Here is a 19540-nt window from a genome sequence, read left to right on the forward strand (position 1 = left end):
GGCCTGCACACATTTTCCCCTTCATTTTGCCGGTCCGCCGGCTCAAAACGCAGAAAGGTCGTACCCGAAAGTGAACAGGCTCCAGAAATGGGTCTATGGGAACTGGTCCGTTCCCGTCGTGTCCGGCGTGCTCATCATCATCTCGTTCGCCATCCAGTGGCTCGGCGGGGGTGTCGCCAACCTCACCGTCAGCCCGCAGTGGTGGCTGGACGCCGGCACCCACGCCACGCATGCCAGCGGGGTCTTCACCCTCGGGGATGTCTTCATGATCGCCGCGGCCGTGGTCGCCGGCTACGGAATCGTAGTCAAGGCGGTTCGCGCGCTGATCGCCAAGGTCATCGGCATCGACCTGCTGGTGTCGGTCGCGGCCATCGGCGCTGTGATCATCGGCAACTTCTGGGAGGCCGCGGCGGTGACGTTCCTGTTCGCCATCGGCCACGCCCTGGAAGCAGCCACCTTGAACAAGACGCGCTCGGCACTGGCCGAACTGGTCGCTGTCGCCCCGGATTCCGCGACCGTCGTGCGCGACGGTCAGCAACAGGAGGTGCCTGCCGCCCAGGTGAGAATGGGCGAGATCGTGCTGGTCAAGAACGGCGCGAAGGTCCCCGTCGACGGCCAGGTCGTCTCGGGTACCGGCGCCATCGATGAGGCCTCGATCACCGGGGAATCCATACCGGTGGAGAAATCCAAGGGCGGACAGGTCTTCGCCGGCACCGTCTCCCGCGGCGGTTTTCTGCAGGTGCTGGCCACGGGCATCGGTGCCGATACCACCCTGGCCCGGATCATTCACCGGGTCGAGGAGGCCCAGGACGCCAAGGCGAAGACCCAGGCGTTCATCGACCGCTTCTCCGGTTGGTACACCCCTGCGGTGATGGTGCTGGCTCTGGCGGCCGGTCTGATCTCCGGCGACGTAGTGCTGGCTCTGACCCTGCTGGTCATCGGCTGCCCCGGCGCCCTGGTGATCTCCATCCCGGTCGCGATCGTGGCCGGCATCGGCCGCGCCGCCCGCAACGGCATCCTGATCAAGGGCGGCGAATTCCTGGAGACCTCGGCGAAGATCTCCGCGGTCGCCGTGGACAAGACCGGCACCCTGACCGAGGGACGCCCTCAGCTGACCGATGTTGTCATCCTGGATTCCGCACTGGAGCGCAGCGAAGTGCTGCGCTGGGCTGCCGCCGCGGAGGCCGGCTCCGAACACCCGCTGGCCCGTCCCATCCTGGACACCGCCCAGGCCGAGGGAGTAGGCCCGCACAGCATCCCCGGCAGTGTCACGCCGGTCCCCGGCAAGGGCATCGTCTCTGACGTCGACGGTCGTCGGGTGCTGATCGGTAACCCGCCGCTGCTGCTCCAGTACGGCGTTGTCGATGACGGCAGCGCCGCCCAGGCCGCGGAATCGCTGGCCGCTGAGGGCAAGACGCCGATGATCGTGGCCGTCGATGACAAGGTGATCGGTGTCGTCGCCGTGGCCGATCAGATTCGACAGGATGCGCCCGAGATGATCGCCCGCTTGCACCGGGCCGGCGTGCAGAAGGTGGTCATGCTCACCGGTGACACCCGGCTGGTGGCTGAGGCCATCGGGAAGGCCACCGGGATCGACGAGATCCATGCCTCCCTGCTTCCCGAGGACAAGCTGGACGTGGTCGCGCAGCTGCAGCAAGAGGGCCACACTATCGCCATGGTCGGCGACGGCGTCAATGACGCCCCGGCCCTGGCCACCGCGAACATCGGCGTGGCGATGGGCGCGGCCGGCTCGGCTGTGGCCGTGGAGACCGCGGACATCGCCCTGATGGGCGACAACCTGCTGAAGCTGCCGGAAGCTATCGGCTTGGCGAAGCGGACCGTGTCCGTGATGCGGCAGAACATCGCGATCGCCCTGATCACCGTGCTGCTGCTGCTGGCTGGCGTCTTTGCCGGCGGGGTGACCATGTCGATCGGCATGCTCGTTCACGAAGCCTCCGTACTGGTGGTCATCGCCAACGCGATGCGGCTGCTGCGCAACAGCCGGGGCTCCACCGCGATGCCGAAGAGCGAGAGGACCAGCGGAACAGCAGCGCAGCAGGTCAACGCCTGACATCGAACCCGCGGGGGCGGCAACGAACCGCTACCGATCTCCGACGCGGGGCACACCGACAAATTCACAACAACCACCCGAACACCGAAACCGAGAAACGCAACTGGAGGAGAGCAATCATGAACGGAAAGAACTTCACCCTGGCAGACAACGTCGAGCATTTCACCATCGCTGACGTGGCCCGGGCCAACCCCGACTTCCGGAAGGTGCTGTGGACCGGTGAACACGCCCAGATCGTGGTGATGACCATCCCGCCCGGCGGCCAGATTGGAGACGAGGTGCACGAGCACACCGACCAGATCCTGACGTTTGTCTCCGGCACCGGCGAAGCCGATCTCAGCGGCCATACCCATCCCATCGATGCCGGTGACCAGTGCGCGGTACCGGCCGGAGCCCGGCACAACTTCCGCAACACTGGGGACGAGCCGTTGGTGCTCTACACCATCTACAGCCCTCCGGAGCATGCTGCCGGCGCCGCCTTCGCGACCCGGGAGGAAGCCGACGCCGCCGAAGCCGCCGGTGAGGACGAGCCCCCTCGGCACTGACCCTCATCGTCACGCTATCTACGCACCAAGACCCACTACTCAGCCTCAGATCAGAAGGAGATCGCATTCATGTCCAAGGTCTACGTCTTTACCGATTACGGCGGACCCGGAACCCAGCAGCTGATCGACCGACCTGTTCCCGAGCCCGGACACGAGGAACTGGCCATCGAGGTCCGGGCCGCCGGTGTGAATCCGGTCGACTGGAAGATGCGCGAGGGCCGACTGGGACGCGAGTGGTCGTTGCCGGCGCCGATGGGCCGTGAGGCCGCCGGCGTGGTCATCGCCGTGGGCGACGGGATTGAAGGCTTCGCCGTGGGCGATGAGGTGCTCGGCCTGGTGGCGCCCGGGCAGGGCGGACTGGCCGAGCACACGCTCTTGAGTGCCTCCACCGCTGTGGCCAAGCCCGAGGAGATCTCCTTTATCGACGCCGCCACCATTCCGGTGGCGGCAGCCACCGCCTATGACGCCACCCACCAGATCGAACTCGAACCAGGCCAGACCCTGCTCCTGTTGGGCGCCGGCGGCGGGGTGGGGCTGATGGCCGCGCAGATCGGCCGGGTACACGAGTTCACGGTCCTCGGCGTGGCCGGCGCAGCCAAGCGGGGACTGGTCGAATCTACCGGTGCCGTCTTCATCGAATCCGGTTCGGGCGTCGCCGATCGCGTGCGAGAAGTCGCCCCTAAAGGAGTCGACCTGATCGTCGACCTCGTCGGCGGTGACGTCCTGCGTTCCGTCGCCGACCTGGTGGCCGATCCGGCCCGGATTATCTCCGCGGCCGATCCGGACGCCGCAGTCGAGCTGGGCGGCCGGACCTTGGCACGTACAAGTGAGGCCATGGGGAAGATCACCGAGGTGATCCAGTACGGGCTGGTCGACCCCCATGCCGACACCCAGTACGACCTCAATGATGCAGGTCAGGCGATCGCGGCCGTGGAGACCGGGCACGCCGCCGGCAAGGTCGTCGTGGTTCCCGAAGGCTGATCAGCCGATGCCGGGCGTGGGGGCGAGTTGTGTACGGCGGATGCCCTTACGCAACGCGTCCATCATGGCCCGATCTGCGTCGTCGCTGACGAGGGCGCGAACTTCGTCCCCGGCACGTGATGATGTCGGCCGCGCTGATAGCGAAAACGACTGATGGGATCGCCCGCGGCCGGGAGCAGCCCAGCACCCCCTGCGGGTGCCAGTCGTCGCCGGTTTTCTCCGATCCTTGCTCGAACCAGGACAGTGCATTCCCCGGTGGGTCCGGTGGCCTATGACTGCGTGAAGGTGATCGTGGTCCGGTCAGGTTCGGCGATACTGTTCAGTGAGTTCGGGCAGAAACCAGTCGGCGCGGGTGATGTGGTGGTCCTGAGCGCGAATGTCTTGTGTGGCAGCGAACCGGAGGGCCATATCACCGTCACGACGGTCTATCTGGATACCGACTACTTGGTAGATCAGGTGTTCTGGCAGCACGCCGGGCTGCTCCAGGACCGACTCGATGCCCAGGGACTGGTGGAGACGATCTACACCGAGCCGGCTCAGGCGCTGCGATTGGGTGAGGACCGGACCGGGATGCTGATGCCCTGGTTGGATGAACTCGTGGCGCTGAGAGTGGAGTCCATAGAGTTGGTGTACGACGATCCCCGGTGAGTGTGTCCTGCTGAAGTAGGGGCGGCCACCGGTGTGATCCTTCGAGTGAACCTTCCAAAGCACTCTCGAAGAGGAGCACCACCGATGACCGCTCAACCCAGTATCGACCCCGAGGTCTTCCTGCACGAACAGCTCGCCCAGGCCAGCCCTGACCTGATGCGCGAACTCCTGGGCACCTTCATCAACAGCTTGCTCTCGGCGCAGGCTGACAGTGTGTGCGGCGCCGAGTACGGCACCCGCACCGCCGAGAGGGTCAACCGCCGAAACGGCTACCGGCACCGCGACCTGGACACCCGCGTCGGCACGCTGGACGTCGCGGTCCCTAAGCTGCGCGAAGGCACCTTCTTCCCCGACTGGCTCCTGGAGCGGCGAAAGCGCGCCGAGGCCGCACTCACCACCGTGGTCGCGACGTGCTACCTGCTCGGGGTCTCCACGAGGCGGATGGACAAGCTCGTCACCGCCCTGGGTATCACCGGGCTGTCCAAGTCCCAGGTCTCGGTGATGGCGACCGAGCTGGACGAGCACGTGGAGTCATTCCGCACCCGGCCCCTAGACGCCGGCCCGTACACCTTCGTGGCCGTCGATGCCCTGGTCCTGAAAGTCCGCGAAGGCGGCCGGGTCGTCAAGGTCTCCGCGCTGGTCGCGACCGGTGTCAACACCGAGGGGTACCGGGAGATCCTGGGCGTCCAGGTCGCCACCGGTGAAACGACGGCCTCCTGGCTGGTCTTCTTCCGGGACCTGGTGGCCCGTGGCCTCACCGCAGCTGGGCCGGTCGCGATGGTCACCTCCGACGCCCACGCCGGGCTCGTGGAAGCCATCGGGGCGACGCTGCCTGGCACGTCCTGGCAACGGTGCCGAACGCACTACGCGGCGAACCTCATGTCAGCGACCCCGAAGGCCTCCTGGCCGTGGGTCAAGGCGCTGCTGCACTCCATCTACGACCAGCCCGACGCGCAGTCCGTACACGCCCAGTTCGAGCGGATCGTCGAGGCGCTGGATGAGAAGCTCCCCGCCGTCGCGGCCCACCTGCAGGACGCTCGGGCCGACATCCTGGCCTTCACCGCCTTCCCCCGAGACGTGTGGCGCCAGACCTGGTCCAATAACCCCCAAGAGCGCCTCAACCGCGAGATCCGGCGGCGTACCGACGTCGTGGGCATCTTCCCCAACCGCGAGTCCATCATCCGCCTCGTCGGCGCCGTCCTCGCCGAACAACACGACGCCTGGGCCGAGCAACGCCGCTACATCGGCCTCGAGGTCCTCACCCGCTGCCGACAAGCCCTCACCCCCAACGCCACCGACCAGGAGGCCATCACCGCTACAGTCCCCGAACTGACGACCTGATCAACCCCAACCAGGGATCACCGTCGTACACCACCCCACTGGACTTGACCACCAACCAGCGCGACAAGCTCGAAGCTGAACGGCTCAAGCTCGTCCAAGCCCACTATGCCGACGCGATCCCGCTGGACCTGCTCAAGAGCGAACAAGATCGCATCCGCACGAGCCTCGACGCGATCACGAACCGGCTCGACAGCCTCGCGACCACCTACACCAGCGCCCGTGGAGGCCTCGACCAGATCATCGGCATCCTCACCGATCTCGGCGACCTCTACAGCAAGTGCGAACCTTCTGAACGCCGCATCCTGAACCGCGCCCTGTTCAAGCGGATTGTTGTGGACGAGGACGAGAACACCACGTTTGTCCCGGCAGAGCCTGCCGCCAGCGTCCTCGCGTCCGGCAGCAGTAGCACCGCAGACGATCCTGGCCCAGACACGAAACTGCCCCGCCATCAGGCGGGGCAGGTTTCGATTTTCTCAACTTACGTGGAGCTGAGGGGAATCGAACCCCTGACCTTCTCATTGCGAACGAGACGCGCTACCAACTGCGCCACAGCCCCAAGGTGTACCGGCGGCTACGTACTGTAGCACCGGCATACCCCGATCTCCGATTCTGGGGGCCGCGCGCTCAGAGCTCGGCCAGGTCCTCGGCTGTCGGCTCCCAGAGCCCGGCTGCCGCGTTGCTGCGGACCTGGTCGGCGCTGGTCACCCCGGCGATCACGGAAGCGACGGCTGGCTGGGCGGCCAAGCCACCGATCGCGACCTGCAGCATGGTGAGGCCGCGCCGCCCCGCATACGCCTCGAGCCGCTCGATCTCGTCCCAGTCCGCGCCGGCCAGTCGCTGGGCCTGGCTGTCCAGGGCCAGGCGTGATCCCTCCGGCGGGGCCTGGTCGCGACGGTACTTGCCGGTGAGCAGGCCATACTCCAGCGGGAAGAAGGGAAGTATGCCGACGCCCACCGTCTCGCAGGCCGGCACCAGCTCCTCCTCCGCCTCGCGGTCGAGCAGGGAGTACTTGTTCTGGGCCGAGACGAACGGTGCGTAGCCGCTGGTCCGGGCCGTCCAGTCGGCGTCGACGACCTGCCACCCGGCGAGGTTGGAGGACCCGATGTAGCGCACCTTGCCCTCGGTGACCAGCTCGGTCAGGGCGGCGAGGGTCTCCTCCATGGGAGTGGCCGGGTCGGGGGTATGCAGCTGGTACAGGTCGATCCAGTCCGTGCCGAGGCGGCGCAGGCTGGCCTCGACCGCCTTGCGGATGTAGCGGCGGGAGCCACGCGCTCCCCAGTCGGGGCCGTTGGCGCCGCGCATGTCCATCCCGAACTTGGTGGCGACCACGACGTCGTCGCGTCGGTTGTTGAGCGCCTCCCCGAGCAGCGTCTCGGACTCGCCGCGGCCGTAGGCGTCGGCCGTGTCGAACAGGGTGATGCCCGCCTCGATCGCCGCGTCGACGACCTCCTGGACCCGGTCGCCGTCGATCCGGGTGCCGAACGCGTTGCAGCCGATGCCGACGGTGCTCACTCGCAGGCCGGAGTCGCCCAGCGGGCGATAGGTCATCTCAGTCATGGCCCCAACGTAACGGCGCCGCCTGCGCACCGGGACGGCAGGTGCCTGGTGCCCGGTCAGCTGGACGCCGCCGCGGCCGACGCGGCCCGCCTGCGGATGATGTGCGACAGCCACAGCAGAAAGAGCTGGTGGATCGGCGGGACCGACGGGTCGACGTCCAGGCAGGCCCGCGAGCTCAGGAAGCCAGCCTTGGGCGCCTCGCCGATCAGCTCACCATCCCGCCGCACCTGGTGGGCCGAGGCCAGGAACTGCGGGCCGATCTCGTAGCTCACCCCGTCGCCCTCGACCAGCCAGGCCGAGCTGAAGAAGCCCTTGCGTCGGGCTCTCAGCAGCGGTTGGCCGGCACCTGCCAGCCGGGCCACCCGCTCGCTCCCGTCCCGGGTGAACTCCCTCGTCTGGTCGCCGATGACCAGCTCGGCCCCCTCCCGCCAGAACTCCGGATCGACCGATGCCACCGGCTCCCCGTCCAGCAGGATCGGCGCGACGCCACCGCTCTTGTGTCCCCACTCCAACATGGCCGGCAGTCTAGTGAAGGCGCCGGCCGCTGGCCGGCCACCGAACCGGCCACGGTCCACGGTGTCCTCGCACGCCGCTGTCAGCCCCACGGCATACGCTCACCCATCGTGGATCTCGTGGTGGCGCCGACCCGGGTGGGGGCGCTCGTCACCGACCCGTCCGCCGGCACCACGGGACGCCTGGTCGACTGGGAAGAGCTGCCCTCCTGGGTCCAGAGGCAGGAGGCCACGGGCACCGCACGCTGGGTGTGGCCGGACACCGCAACCATCTACCCGCGCCTGCTCTCCGCCGGGGTGCGCGTGGCGCGCTGTCACGATCTGCGGCTGAGCCACGCCATCCTGCGTCTGGCCGCAGCGGAGCCGTGGCCCGCGCCCAGCTGGTTGGCGACCGCGCCGCCCGAGCCCAGCACCCCGAGCCTGCTCGACGACCTCACCCCCGACAGCTCACCGTCCCTGGAGGACGTGGCGACCGAGCACCAGCGCCAGCTGGCCTCCCTCGGTGCCGCGCCCGACCCCGGGCGCCTTCGCCTGCTGCTGGCTGCCGAGTCCGCCGGTGCACTCATCGCTGCCGAGATGCACGCCGATGGCCTTCCGTGGGACCGCACCCGGCATGAGGAGATCCTGAGGGCCGCGCTCGGACCGCGCCCCAGCTCGGGGATGCGGCCGGCGCGGCTCGAGGAGCTGGCCGCGCAGATCCGCGAGCTGCTGCACGCTCCGGGGCTCAACCCTGACTCCCAGGCGACACTCCTGAAGGCGCTGCGCAACGCCGGGCTGGAGGTGACGTCCACGGCCAAGTGGGAGCTGGGCGGACTCGCGCACCCGGTGATCACCCCGCTGCTGGAGTACAAGCGGCTCGCGCGACTGCTGTCCGCCAACGGATGGGGATGGCTGGACACCTGGGTGACACCGGGTGTCGGTGGGCGGGCCGGGCGGTTCCGCACCGACTATGTCCCGGGCGGGGTGGTCACCGGACGGTGGGCCACCAGTGGCGGCGGTGCCCTGCAGATCCCCAAGGCGGTCCGGGCAGCCGTTGTCGCGGACCCCGGGTGGATGCTGGTCGTGGCCGACGCCGCGCAGGTCGAGCCCCGGGCTCTCGCGGGGATGGCCGGCGACCAGGCACTCGCGGCCGCGGGCCGGGACGGTGACCTGTATGCCGGACTGGTCGCCTCGGGCGTCGTCGACACCCGCGAGCGGGCCAAGGTGGGCATGCTCTCCGCCCTCTACGGCGGCACGGCGGGCGAGGCGGGAGCCATCCTGCCCAGGCTGCGCCGGGCCTACCCCCGCGCGACAGGACTGGTCGACCGTGCCGCGGCGGTCGGTGAGCGCGGCGGCACGGTCCGCACCTGGCTGGGCCGGACCAGCCCCCCGCCGGGCGACGCGTGGCAGACCGTGCAGGGACGGGCCGGTGAGGTCGACGCGGTCGACACCGACGAGCGCCGGGCCCGCAGTCAGGCTCGCGACCGGGGGCGGTTCACCCGCAACTTCGTCGTGCAGGGCACCGCCGCCGAGTGGGCCCTGTGCTGGATGGCCGAGACGCGCCGGCGGCTGCGCGAGGTGGACGCGGGCGCTCGACCTGACGTCGCCATGGACGGCAGCCCGTCGGCCACCGACTCACTCATGGAGTTGGCACCCACGCCCGGGCAGGGCGTGCCGCACCTGGTCTTCTTCCTGCACGACGAGGTCGTCGTGCACACGCCGGCGCACCTCGCGCCACGCGTCGAGGAGATTCTCCGGGACGCTGCGCGCACCGCAGGCCAGTTGCTCTTCGGTGACTTCCCGATCAGCTTCCCCCTGCACCTGGCGAGCGTGCCCAGCTATGACCTAGCCGATCACTAGGTTTCATCCAGCCTGTTCCCAGAAACCCCACCAGCCACAGAGGTCCCATGCTGGCGCGCAGGGTGCTAGCACCGCTAGCATCACGTGGCATGGCCACGGTGACGGTTCGCAGACTGGATGACGACGTCCGCAGGCTTCTTCGGATCCGGGCCGCCACGAACAACCGGTCCATGGAGGCAGAGATACGGGACATCCTCACCCAGGCCGTGACGCTCCCAGAGCACCCGGCACGCAGTGAGGCGCAGACCACTTGGCCGACCACCCGGCATACCACCGTTGACCAGCATAGAGACACACTGACTGCTCGGGAGCGGACGGTGGCGATGCTGGTCTCGCAGGGGCTCAGCAACCGGCAGATCGCCGCTCGGCTCTATCTGTCCGAGCGGACCGTCGAGACCCACGTGAGCGCGATTCTGACCAAGCTCAACGTCCGCAGCCGCACCGGGGTTGCCGCCCGCTTTGCCCGAGCCTGAGATGGTGGGTCCGGACCCCGTGGTTCCACGGATGCCGAGCACACTGCGTGCCACCTAGGGTTGAGGCCGTGCGCCGTCAGTGGGGGCTGACCCCGGCGCGGCGGCGAGCAGTCCAGGTTGGCCACTCGAGCCGAGTCCGAACGACCCGGCCCGGGCAGGATCTGCGCCCATCGGCAGATCCGCCGACCCTGGCTCCTGAGGTCCTCGATCGCGTGAGGCCCCAGGAGTAGTCCTTCCGCGAGACGGGAACCCCGAGCGTCTCGCGGGATCCCCACCGCACCGCCACCCTGCGCACCAGCAGGGTGGCGGTGCTGGGTCGGGGAAGCGCTCTGCCACTGTGGGCCGGTGCCCCGGGCTCGCGGCACGTGACGACCAGTAGGGGATCTGCTCGGGACTACCAGTAGCGGATCTGCTCGGGCTGGTGGGTGCTCTCCCGCATCTGCGACTCGCGCTTGGCGCGCACATCGCGCGCGTTGTCCCCCTGCACCTGGCGCTCATCGACATCAGAGAGTGTCACGGCCTCACCCCTGCGACGGCCAGTGAGCGCGCGCACCACCACTCGGGCCAGCCTCGTCAACGTGCGGATCATGTCGACCTCCCTGCCGCGGTGGTTGCCTAATCCTAGCCGACCCCAGGCAACCACACCGGCTCGGCAGACCATCTGGACCACCAGGACCTTCGACGCCCCTGACGGCCCCCTCCGTGGACGACGCCGCGGCCGCCTCGGTCAGCCGGCTGAGTGCACAGGCGGCAGGTCCTCGAACTCCTCGTCGAGGGCAAGCGCGTGCCCGTCGAAGGGCAGGTCCTCGAGCGGACGCTGGCTCCGCGTGGTGCGGGGCTCCTCGCGGCGGGGCGCGCGGGCCTTCAGGGTGTAGGTCGGTGGGGGCACCGGGACCGGCGCCCAGGTGCCCGGCTCGGGCTCGGCCACCGCGGCGGGGTGCTCGGCGGCAACCGGCTCCGCGGGCGGCGCCGGAGCCGGCTCGAAGGCCTCGATGTCATAGAGCGCGGTCGCGCGGGCCGGGGCCGCAGACGTCAGCTCCTGCTCGACCGTGGAGGGGGCACCGGCGGCCGGTGTGGATGCGGCGGAGGTGAGGGTGCGCGGTGCCGGAGTCGCGCTGGCCACGGTCCGGCGACGCGGTGCCGGCCGTCGCTCTGTGGGGCGGTCCGCACGCTCTGCCACGGGCCGCGTGGCCGCGGGGCGGCGTCGGACGGTCGGGCGGGTGGCTGTGGCTGGGGGACGGCGGGCGCCCGAGCGGACGGGAGAACCCTCCTGGCGACGGGTCGCTTCGACGGAGAAGCGCACGAAGGTGACGGCGAGCAACAGTGCGGCGACACCGGCCAGAGCAGCCCACCAGGACGTGCCCGTGACCGACAGGGTCAAGCCCACCACGAGGGCGACCACCCCCGCGATCAGAGCTGCGGCCCGCACCGTGGTGGCAGAGGGTCGTGTCCGAAGGCGTCCTGCCGCGCCGTGCCGCTGGGCGCTGGCGGCGCCGTGCCGGGCGCGCTTGACGACCACATCGGGGTGTGCCGGTCGGGTCAGCGACACCGAGTAGGAACGCTGCTTCGGGGTGGAGATGTCCGCGCGCGGCATGCTCTGCCGGCGCTCGAGCACGCGCATCGCCTCGGAGAACCGGTCAACGGACCGGGCCGTGGCGACGTGGTCCCGGCGGCGGATCCAGTGCTGGATGAGATAGGCAGCCCACACGGCGAGGATCACCACGAAGATCAGACTGTTGGGCACACCTGAACTCTAAGGAGCCTGGTGAGGCTTACCCGGGAGGTCTCTTGCGTGTCGCGGAAGTGACTGGTGTGACTGGGGGAGAAAGCTCTCACCCGGCCCGGCGCAGCCGCTCCACCAACCGGTCCCGGCCCAGTTGCTGGTCGGTGATCGCGAACTCCACGTGGTCGCGCCAGGCACCGTCGACGTGCACGAGCCCCGCCCGGAAGCCCTCGTCCGGCAGGCCGAGGCGCCGTGCCACGGCCAGGCTCGCGGTGTTCTCCGGTCGGATCGCGACCTCGATGCGGTGCAGCCCGACGTCGTGCAGGGCGTGATCGATCAGCATCGCCAAGGACCACGCCGCGAGCCCGCGACCGGTCGCGCGGTGGTCCAACCAGTAGCCCGCCGAGGCAGTCCATCGGGATCCCCACACGATGTCGAAGAGCTGCATCTGCCCCACCAGGAGACCGTCGGCCTCGATCACGAAGGGCAGCACCCGGCCCTCCCGTGCGCCGCGGTCCAGCACCCGCCGGAGCCGGGTGAAGCCGATCGGCGGCTCCGGTCCGCTCGGCACGGTGGCCTCCCACGGCCGCAGCCAGTCGAGGTTCTCCTCACGCAGTTCCAGCCAGCGGGCCCGGTCGTGGCGGGTCAGGGCCCGCAGCACGATCTCGACCCCGTCGGCACGCACCTCCTGCAACCGGACCGGCCAACGGATCACGACCGCGTCCAGTCCCCAGAACGTCCGCCGGACTTGGCCACGACCATCACGTCGGTGATCACCGCCTGCCGGTCGACCGCCTTGATCATGTCGACCATGGCCAGCGCGGCGACGCTGACACAGGTGAGGGCCTCCATCTCGATGCCGGTGCGGTCGGCCGTGCGCACCGTGGCCCGGATCTCCACGCCGGTGTCGACGACGCTCAGATCCACCTCGACGGCGTGCACGGCGACCGGGTGAGCCAGCGGGACGAGGTCGGGGGTCTTCTTGGCGGCCTGGATGCCGGCCAGCCGGGCGACGCCGAGCGCGTCACCCTTGGGGGCGGTCCCCTCCCGCAGGGCGCGCACAGCCTCCGCCGACAACAGGACCCGGCCGGTGGCGCTCGCCTCGCGGGCCGTGACCTGCTTGCCGCTGACGTCCACCATGTGCGCGGTGCCGTCCGCGCGCAGGTGTCGCAGGCGCTCGTTCACCCGCGCTCCTGCTGGCCGGAGCCCGTCCGGTCCTGCTCCTGCGCCAGGTCGGCCTCGATCTCCCCCAGCGGGCGCAGCGGCAGGACGGACACCCGCGAGCCGGTCGCCACGTCGGTGACCTCGGCCGGGACGACGGCCAGGCCGTCGGCGAGCGCCAGCCCACCGACCAGGTGGGAGCCCGGCCCACCAACGGGCGCCACGGCATACGCCCCGCTGGTGTCCCGACTCAACCGGACCCGGTGATATTGCTGGCGCCCCTCCGGTGAGGACCACCCCTCCAGGACCACCGCCGGCAGGGTGACCGCCTCGTAGCGCTGCCCGGCCAGGGCCGCGAGGGCCGGCCGGACGAAGACCTCGAAACTGACCAGCACACTCACCGGGTTGCCCGGCAGGGTGAAGACAGGCACCTTGCGCCGCCCCAGCAGGCCGAACCCCTGGGGCTTGCCGGGCTGCATGTCCACCTCGGTGAACTCCATCGAGCCGGCGCCGGTCAGGACCGACTTCACCGCGTCGTAGGACCCGCCCTTGCTCACGCCGCCGCTGGTGATCACCAGGTCCGCGTGCCCCAGGTGGTGCTCGATCTCCGCCTTGATGGCCTTCTCGTCGTCCGGCAGGTGGCCGCCGTGCACCGCGAAGTGGCCGGCAGCCCGGGCCAGCGCGATGAGCATCGGCCCGTTGGAGTCGTGGATCTGCCCCGGGCCGACCGGCTCCCCCACCGGCACGAGCTCGTCCCCGGTGGAGAGGACCACGACGCTGAGCTGACCGGTGGCCCGGACCTCGGCCACCCCGGCGGAGGCGAGCACCGCCACCTGGGCCGGGCCGATCCGGGTCCCGGCCGACAGGATCACCGATCCCGCCCGCACGTCCTCCCCCGCGGCCCGGACGTTCGCGCCCACCTCGACGGCTCGGGTGATCATCACCTCGCGCGGGTGCCCGTCGGTGTCCTCGACACGCACCACCGCGTCGGCGCCGTCCGGCACCGGGGCGCCGGTCAGGATCCGCCAGGCATGGAAGTCGCGGTGGGTGAGCGCCCGACCGTCACCGGCGGGGATGTCGCCCAGCACCGGCAGCACCCGTGGCTCCTCGGGGGTGACACCGGCGATCTCACGGGCGCGGACGGCATACCCGTCCATCGCCGAGTTGGCGAAGCGCGGCAGGTCGACGGGGCTGGTCACGTCCTCGGCCAGCACCAGGCCGTGGGCCCGGCTCAACGGCACGGTCCGCGCCGGGACCGGACTGATCTGGGCGAGCACCGCCTCCAGGTGCTCAGCGACGGAGGTCACCTCGCATCGCCCCGCACGAAGTCATCCAGCCAGGAGGTGAAGTCCGCGCCCAGCTCCGGGTGCTCCCGCCCCAGCCGCACCACCGCCTTGAGGTAGTCGAGGCGGTCACCGGTGTCATACCGCCGTCCACGGAAGACGACGCCGGTCATCCCCGCGCCCTCACCCTCTGCGCCCGCGAGCTCGAGCAGGGCGTCGGTCAGCTGGATCTCTCCGCCCCGTCCCGGCTCGGTGTGCTCCAGCACGTCGAAGACGCGCGGGTGCAGCACATAGCGGCCGATGACCGCCAGGTTGGAGGGCGCCTCCTCCACGGGGGGCTTCTCCACCAGGCCGGTGATGCGCACCACGTCCTGCCCCTCGTCGTCGGGCTCGATCGCTGCGCAGCCGTAGAGACTGACCTGGTCGGGTGGCACCTCCATCAGCGCCACGACCGACCCGCCCCGCTCGGCCTGGACCTCGATCATCTGCTCCAGCAGGTGGTCGCGCTCGTCGATCATGTCATCGCCCAGGAGCACCGCGAAGGGCTCGTCCCCGACGTGCGAGCGCCCGCAGAGCACCGCGTGCCCCAGCCCCTTGGGCACGCCCTGGCGCACGAAGTGCACCTCGATGTCGGTGCTGGCGTTCACCCGGTCGAGCCGTTCCTGGTCGCCCTTGGCCTCCAGCGCGCGCTCCACCTCGGGGTGACCGTCGAAGTGGTCCTCGATCGCGCCCTTGCCGCGACCGGTGACCATCAGCACGTCGGAGAGTCCGGCGCGGACCGCCTCCTGCACGATGTACTCGATGGCAGGCCGGTCGACGACGGGCAGCAGTTCCTTGGGCACGGCCTTGGTCGCTGGCAGGAACCGGGTGCCGAGGCCGGCCACCGGGATGACTGCCTTGCGCGGGCGCGGGGTGGGCTCGCTCATGGCCCACACCCTAGTGGTCGGGGCGCAGCGGGTCAGGTCGGGGAGAATGGCCGGATGGACGATGTGCGTGCCGCCAAGAAGCAGGCTCGGTCCCGCGTGCGAGCCCGCCGCCGGGACCTGGTCGAGCGACAGGGTGTGGCGGAGCGGGCGGAGCAGGCGAGCGCGCTCGCGAACGCGTTCCTCACCTGGGCCCGGGGGTATGCCGAGGGGCTGGGTCGAGGGGACCTCTCCGGCCTGGTCGTCACGGCCTTCGACCCGATGCCGACCGAGCCGCCCGTCCACGCGCTGGTGGCCGCGGCACGGGAGGCCGGGATGCGGGTGCTGCTGCCGGTGACCGTCCGCGAGGACACCCGGTTGGACTGGGTGACGGCCGGCGACCCGACGAGTGAGGTGCAGGGCCCCGAGGCGCTGCTCGGGGTGGATATCGCCCTGATCCCGGGGCTGGCCGTGGACCTCTCCGGGCACCGCCTGGGCCAGGGCGGCGGCTACTACGACCGGGCCCTGCCGCTGGTGCGGCCGGGGGTGCCGGTCGTCGTCGCCCTGCACGACCACGAGTTCCCGACCCACGCCGCCCCGGAGCTGGCCGTGCCGCACGCGCCCCACGACATACCGGTCGATGGGGTGCTGACCACCGCGGGAGTGACGCGGCTGCCGGTGGGCTAGGGCCGCAGGAACAGCGTGTGGGCCGCGTCCTTCTCGACCGCCGCGCGGCTGTGCACCCAGGGGAAGGTCTCGTTGGCCAGCCAGGCGGAGGTCTGGTCGTTGTAGTTGGGGTGGAACGGGTGGCCGGAGTTGCCGCCCAGGTTGACCCAGGTCGAGGCGTCCAGGTCGGCCAGGTCGACCACCATGCGCATCGAGGGGCCGGAGGTCACGCGGAAGCTGTTGGAGCCCGCCTCCCAGTTGAAGGCATTGACCAGGGAGGACCCGCCCGGCGCCGGGAACGGTCCCTCGTTGAAGGCCCACCGCACGATGCCGGGGATGTCATCCCCACCGAGCACCTCGTGGCGCATCGGGACGTTGTGCAGCTCACCCCACACCCAGGAGTCGGGGTCCTTGCCGCTGCGCTTGGTCAGGTCGAGGCGCGCGTTGATCATGGCCTGGCGCAGGATCTCGTCGCGGGTCTCGACCACGCCGGCGGTGCGCTGGTCGTCCCACCAGTCGTCCTCGGGACGGTCCAGCAGGTTGGTGATGACCAGCATCCACCGGGAGTTGCCGTCCGCGGCCAGGTCGGCGGGCAGCTCGTCGTCGAAGGTGAGGTCGAGGATGTTGGCCCAGACCGCGTAGTAGTACATCGCGGCCGCCGACTGCTCCCCGTCGACCGGTGCGGTGCGGTCCCAGTCGGCCAGCATCTGCTGCGGCTCGCGATAGAAGTCGGAGTTGGGGACCTCCACCTCCAGCAGGGCAGGCACGAGCTCGTCGGCGAAGGCGTTGCGGGTGTCGCCCTGGATCTCGCGCATGTCGTCGGTGGTCAGCGGGCCCTCGGCCAGTTTCTCCGCCAGCACGTCGGCGATCCGTTGGGCCCGGTAGCCCTTGTCGGACTCGGTGGTCAGGAAGGGGCGACTGCCCTCGGTCACTGCCTGGTTGGCTGTGACGATGACCCCGTCGGCGGGGTTGAACGCGTGCGGCATCTGGCTGAACGGCACCCAGCCCTTCCAGTCGTAGGCCGGCAGCCAGCCCTGGGCGGGGTAGAAGCCGGGCGGTGCGCCGTTGGTGCTGGTCTCCCGGATCGGGACCAGGCCCGGCGCCTGGTAGCCGATGTTGCCCTGCGTGTCGGCATAGATGAGGTTCTGGCTGGGCACCGCGAACTTGCGGGCGGCGTCGCGGAAGGAGTCCCAGTCGGTGGCGGTGTTGAGCTGGAACACGGCGTCGGCGGTGCGGGTGACCTCCAGGCCCGTCCACGCCATCGACACGTCGTAGGAGGTGAGTGACTCCACCCCATTGATCGGCGCGGTCTGGCCGGCCGCACGGACCGAGTCGATCACGTCGGAGAGGATCGGGCCGTGGCGGGTCTCCCGCACGGTGAGCGAGACGTCCTCGCCACCGGCCACCTTGAGCACCTCGGTGCGCTGCTCGATCGGCTCCCAGGCGTTCCCCCGGCGGACCTGACCGTCCTCGTTGGTCTCCTCGAGGTAGAAGTCGGTCACGTCCGGGTCCAGGTTGGTCAGGCCCCACGCGATGTCGTTGTTGTGGCCGATGATCACACCCGGGAACCCGGCGAAGGTGAAGCCGGTGACGTCGAACGGGCAGGCGGCGCTGACCTCGCGGCAGTGCAGCCCGGTCTGCATCCAGATGCCCGGCTGGGTGATGCCCAGGTGCGGGTCGTTGGCCAGCAACGGCATGCCGGACTCGGTGTGCTCGCCGGAGACCACCCAGGCGTTGGAGCCGATCCCCGCTCCCTCGCCGAGCAGGTTGGGCACCGCGTCCAGCGCACCGAGCGTGCTGTCGTAGGCCGCGGCCACCTCGGCCGGGACCGGGCCCCCACCGGGTGCGTCGGGTTCGCCGTCGGCGCCGGGAGCCGTCGGGCTGGGGGCCGCACCGCGGGTGCCTTCATCCGAGGGCGCTGGCAGCGGCTCGGGCTTCCACTCGTCCTCGGAGAGGATCGGGGCGTTGGTCTCGTGGGGGTAGTCCGGGTAGAGCGAGGCCAGCTGGCCGCGGGACAGCTGCCCGACCAGGCGGGCACGGGCGAGCTCGTCGGTGTAGTTGCCCCGCAGGTCCCAGGCCATCGCCTTGAGCCAGGCCAGGGAGTCCACGTCGTCCCAGGGACGAATCCGGTAGTCCGGGACGCTCTGTCCCAGCACGACATACTCCAGCGCCACCTGCGAGGGCGACCCCTTGTCCGTCAGGTAGGCGTTGACCCCGGCCGTGTAGGCCGACAGATAGCGGCGGGTGTCCGCACCCAGCTTGGGCAGTTCCTGCTCGGCGACCCGCCGCCAGCCCATGGTCCGGATCACCCGGTCGGTCTCCACGCCCGGCTCGCCCACCAGCTCGGCGAGCCGTCCCGCGGTCACGTGCCGGCGCAGGTCCATCTGGAAGAACCGGTCCTGGGCCGCGGTGAACCCCTGAGCCATGAACAGGTCCTCGGACGTGTCGGCGTAGATGTGGGTGACTCCGCGGTCGTCCCGCAGGACCTCCACCTCGGAGGTCAGCCCCGCGACGGTCAGCTCCCCGTCGGCCTGTGGGAACGAGCGGCGCACCAGGCCGACGCCCAGGACGAAGGCAGCGACGATCACCAGCACCAGGGTCGCAGCCAGGGGGACGACGACACGACGCAGGAGACTTCGGGGCACGCTCCGAGCGTATGCCACCGAATCGGTCCCGGCGTGCATCCGACGTACAATCGGCTCCGTGCCGACCTACTCCTATGCCTGCAAGGACTGCGACAACGCTTTCGACATCCAGCAGGCCTTCAGCGACGACGCCCTGACCGTGTGCCCCCAGTGCGGTGGAACGCTGCGCAAGCGCTACGGCTCGGTCGGTGTCGTCTTCAAGGGCTCGGGGTTCTATCGCACCGACTCCCGCAAGGGTTCGGTCGCCGCCTCGTCCTCGACCAGCGACACCTCCTCGGGCGGCTCTGCCGACACCTCGAGCTCCTCCAGCAGTGGCTCCTCGTCCACAGCCAGCAGCTCGAGTGACGCCTCGTCCACAGGCTCGGCCGCGAAGGCCGCGACTGCCTGAGAGGTTCCCTAACCTCCAGGGGTGACCAGGCCCCCACGACTGCCCCTGCGCGGGCGCGACCGCCGCTCGGTGTGGCGTCGTGGCCTCGCGCGCAAGACACTCGCGGCACTGCTCCTCGGTGCAGGGGTGTATGCCGGGACAACCGTTCTGGCTCCACCAGCACCTGATCCCGGGTCACCCGTCCTGGTGGCCAGCTCGGACGTTGCCGTGGGGGCGGCCCTAGACCCCGGGAGCGTGCGGTCGGTCCGGGTGCCGGACCATCTGGTGCCCGATGGTGCCCTCACCGAGGTGGCCCAGGGTGCCCTCACGACGGCGCCCCTGCGAGCGGGCGAGATCCTGACCGACCTGCGCATCGCACCCGACGGCCCGCTGGAGGGGCTGGATCCCGGCCTCGTGCTCGCACACCTGCCGCTGACCGTCCCTGACCTGGCCGGCAGCCTGCACCCCGGGCTGCGGGTCGATGTCCTCACCACCGTGGACGGCACGGTCCTGGCGAAGGAGGTGCTCCTGGTCCAGCAGGTGCGGGGCCCGGAGTCGGGCAACGACACCGTCAGTTTCCTCGTCGCGGTGACACCTGAGGAGGCGAGCCGGCTCGCCGTCGCCGGGAGCAGCGAGGCGCCCGGGGCGGGCCTCACCGTTGTCCTGCGTCGTTAAACAACAGGTATGCCATCGGTGAATCTTGCGCATTGAAGGGTGCGCACCATCGGCAAGAATGCGTCTCAACGTCGCCCGAATGGTGAGATTACCTGTCGCGCTGCGCTATTGTCTGCCTCGCCCTGCGCCAGCGTCGGCTCAGGTTCATTGT

The 19540-nt window shown here is 70.1% G+C and carries 19 protein-coding genes, 1 tRNA gene and 1 pseudogene; 10 read left to right on the forward strand and 11 right to left on the reverse strand.

The window, feature by feature from the left end:
- The first annotated feature begins 70 nt into the window (after nucleotides 1-70).
- From DPQ65_RS10465 to DPQ65_RS10485, 5 genes and pseudogenes are all read left to right on the forward strand, one after another.
- On the forward strand, nucleotides 71-2071 hold the full coding sequence (locus tag DPQ65_RS10465) for a heavy metal translocating P-type ATPase (RefSeq protein WP_114907278.1): 2001 nt from the start codon (nucleotides 71-73) through the stop codon (nucleotides 2069-2071).
- Between the two features lie 119 nt (nucleotides 2072-2190).
- Nucleotides 2191-2616 (forward strand): cupin domain-containing protein, encoded by a 426-nt coding sequence (locus DPQ65_RS10470; protein WP_114907279.1) that lies wholly within the window; start codon nucleotides 2191-2193, stop codon nucleotides 2614-2616.
- A gap of 69 nt (nucleotides 2617-2685) precedes the next feature.
- Nucleotides 2686-3597 carry an NADP-dependent oxidoreductase gene (locus DPQ65_RS10475; RefSeq protein ID WP_114907280.1) on the forward strand — a complete coding sequence of 304 codons (912 nt, stop codon included), beginning with the start codon at nucleotides 2686-2688 and terminating at the stop codon, nucleotides 3595-3597.
- Between the two features lie 264 nt (nucleotides 3598-3861).
- A pseudogene (locus DPQ65_RS10480) lies at nucleotides 3862-4212 on the forward strand (AraC family transcriptional regulator); the annotation flags it as partial.
- Between the two features lie 117 nt (nucleotides 4213-4329).
- A complete protein-coding gene (locus DPQ65_RS10485; protein ID WP_114907281.1) occupies nucleotides 4330-5586 on the forward strand; it encodes an IS256 family transposase in 1257 nt (418 codons plus the stop codon).
- Between the two features lie 17 nt (nucleotides 5587-5603).
- On the opposite strand, the gene DPQ65_RS10490 is transcribed toward DPQ65_RS10485, so the two are convergent.
- From DPQ65_RS10490 to DPQ65_RS10505, 4 genes are all read right to left on the reverse strand, one after another.
- Nucleotides 5604-6035 carry a hypothetical protein gene (locus tag DPQ65_RS10490; RefSeq protein ID WP_114907282.1) on the reverse strand — a complete coding sequence of 144 codons (432 nt, stop codon included), beginning with the start codon at nucleotides 6033-6035 and terminating at the stop codon, nucleotides 5604-5606.
- 34 nt (nucleotides 6036-6069) lie between these two features.
- Nucleotides 6070-6142, reverse strand: a tRNA-Ala gene (locus tag DPQ65_RS10495).
- Between the two features lie 68 nt (nucleotides 6143-6210).
- Nucleotides 6211-7143 (reverse strand): aldo/keto reductase, encoded by a 933-nt coding sequence (locus tag DPQ65_RS10500; RefSeq protein WP_114907283.1) that lies wholly within the window; start codon nucleotides 7141-7143, stop codon nucleotides 6211-6213.
- 56 nt (nucleotides 7144-7199) lie between these two features.
- Nucleotides 7200-7658 (reverse strand): hypothetical protein, encoded by a 459-nt coding sequence (locus DPQ65_RS10505; protein WP_162802160.1) that lies wholly within the window; start codon nucleotides 7656-7658, stop codon nucleotides 7200-7202.
- 108 nt (nucleotides 7659-7766) lie between these two features.
- On the opposite strand from DPQ65_RS10505, the gene DPQ65_RS10510 reads away from it, so the two are divergent.
- The gene (locus tag DPQ65_RS10510; protein WP_272947646.1) at nucleotides 7767-9494 is read left to right on the forward strand and encodes a bifunctional 3'-5' exonuclease/DNA polymerase; all 1728 of its coding nucleotides are present in this window, start codon (nucleotides 7767-7769) and stop codon (nucleotides 9492-9494) included.
- Between the two features lie 89 nt (nucleotides 9495-9583).
- The gene (locus tag DPQ65_RS16395) at nucleotides 9584-9967 is read left to right on the forward strand and encodes a LuxR C-terminal-related transcriptional regulator (protein WP_337589685.1); all 384 of its coding nucleotides are present in this window, start codon (nucleotides 9584-9586) and stop codon (nucleotides 9965-9967) included.
- Between the two features lie 394 nt (nucleotides 9968-10361).
- Here the strand turns inward: DPQ65_RS16395 and DPQ65_RS10520 are convergent, their stop codons facing one another.
- The 6 genes from DPQ65_RS10520 to DPQ65_RS10545 all read right to left on the reverse strand — a co-directional run bounded on the left by DPQ65_RS10520 (nucleotide 10362) and on the right by DPQ65_RS10545 (nucleotide 15060).
- The gene (locus DPQ65_RS10520) at nucleotides 10362-10556 is read right to left on the reverse strand and encodes a hypothetical protein (protein ID WP_114907286.1); all 195 of its coding nucleotides are present in this window, start codon (nucleotides 10554-10556) and stop codon (nucleotides 10362-10364) included.
- A 138-nt stretch (nucleotides 10557-10694) separates the two neighbouring features.
- Nucleotides 10695-11711 carry a hypothetical protein gene (locus tag DPQ65_RS10525; RefSeq protein ID WP_114907287.1) on the reverse strand — a complete coding sequence of 339 codons (1017 nt, stop codon included), beginning with the start codon at nucleotides 11709-11711 and terminating at the stop codon, nucleotides 10695-10697.
- An 88-nt stretch (nucleotides 11712-11799) separates the two neighbouring features.
- Entirely contained in the window at nucleotides 11800-12405 is a 606-nt protein-coding gene (locus tag DPQ65_RS10530; protein WP_202863083.1) for a GNAT family N-acetyltransferase, read from the reverse strand.
- A complete protein-coding gene (gene moaC / locus DPQ65_RS10535) occupies nucleotides 12402-12875 on the reverse strand; it encodes a cyclic pyranopterin monophosphate synthase MoaC (protein WP_114907288.1) in 474 nt (157 codons plus the stop codon). Before moaC ends, DPQ65_RS10530 begins: the two co-directional genes overlap by 4 nt.
- Nucleotides 12872-14158 (reverse strand): molybdopterin molybdotransferase MoeA, encoded by a 1287-nt coding sequence (locus tag DPQ65_RS16340; protein WP_114907289.1) that lies wholly within the window; start codon nucleotides 14156-14158, stop codon nucleotides 12872-12874. The genes moaC and DPQ65_RS16340 overlap by 4 nt, the downstream gene beginning before the upstream one ends.
- On the reverse strand, nucleotides 14155-15060 hold the full coding sequence (locus tag DPQ65_RS10545; protein WP_114907290.1) for a UTP--glucose-1-phosphate uridylyltransferase: 906 nt from the start codon (nucleotides 15058-15060) through the stop codon (nucleotides 14155-14157). Before DPQ65_RS10545 ends, DPQ65_RS16340 begins: the two co-directional genes overlap by 4 nt.
- Nucleotides 15061-15114: 54 nt before the next feature.
- On the opposite strand from DPQ65_RS10545, the gene DPQ65_RS10550 reads away from it, so the two are divergent.
- On the forward strand, nucleotides 15115-15723 hold the full coding sequence (locus DPQ65_RS10550) for a 5-formyltetrahydrofolate cyclo-ligase (protein ID WP_114907291.1): 609 nt from the start codon (nucleotides 15115-15117) through the stop codon (nucleotides 15721-15723).
- Here the strand turns inward: DPQ65_RS10550 and DPQ65_RS10555 are convergent.
- Nucleotides 15720-18347 carry a penicillin acylase family protein gene (locus DPQ65_RS10555; RefSeq protein ID WP_114907498.1) on the reverse strand — a complete coding sequence of 876 codons (2628 nt, stop codon included), beginning with the start codon at nucleotides 18345-18347 and terminating at the stop codon, nucleotides 15720-15722. The genes DPQ65_RS10550 and DPQ65_RS10555 overlap by 4 nt on opposite strands.
- Nucleotides 18348-18405: 58 nt before the next feature.
- On the opposite strand from DPQ65_RS10555, the gene DPQ65_RS10560 reads away from it, so the two are divergent.
- Nucleotides 18406-18735: an FmdB family zinc ribbon protein gene (locus DPQ65_RS10560; protein WP_114907292.1), complete on the forward strand. Its 330-nt coding sequence runs from the start codon at nucleotides 18406-18408 to the stop codon at nucleotides 18733-18735.
- Between the two features lie 21 nt (nucleotides 18736-18756).
- Complete coding sequence (locus tag DPQ65_RS10565; RefSeq protein WP_162802161.1) at nucleotides 18757-19389, forward strand: SAF domain-containing protein; 633 nt, start codon at nucleotides 18757-18759, stop codon at nucleotides 19387-19389.
- Nucleotides 19390-19540: the final 151 nt, after the last annotated feature.

The sequence above is a fragment of the Ornithinimicrobium murale genome (assembly GCF_003352835.1).
Lineage (GTDB): Bacteria > Actinomycetota > Actinomycetes > Actinomycetales > Dermatophilaceae > Ornithinicoccus > Ornithinicoccus muralis.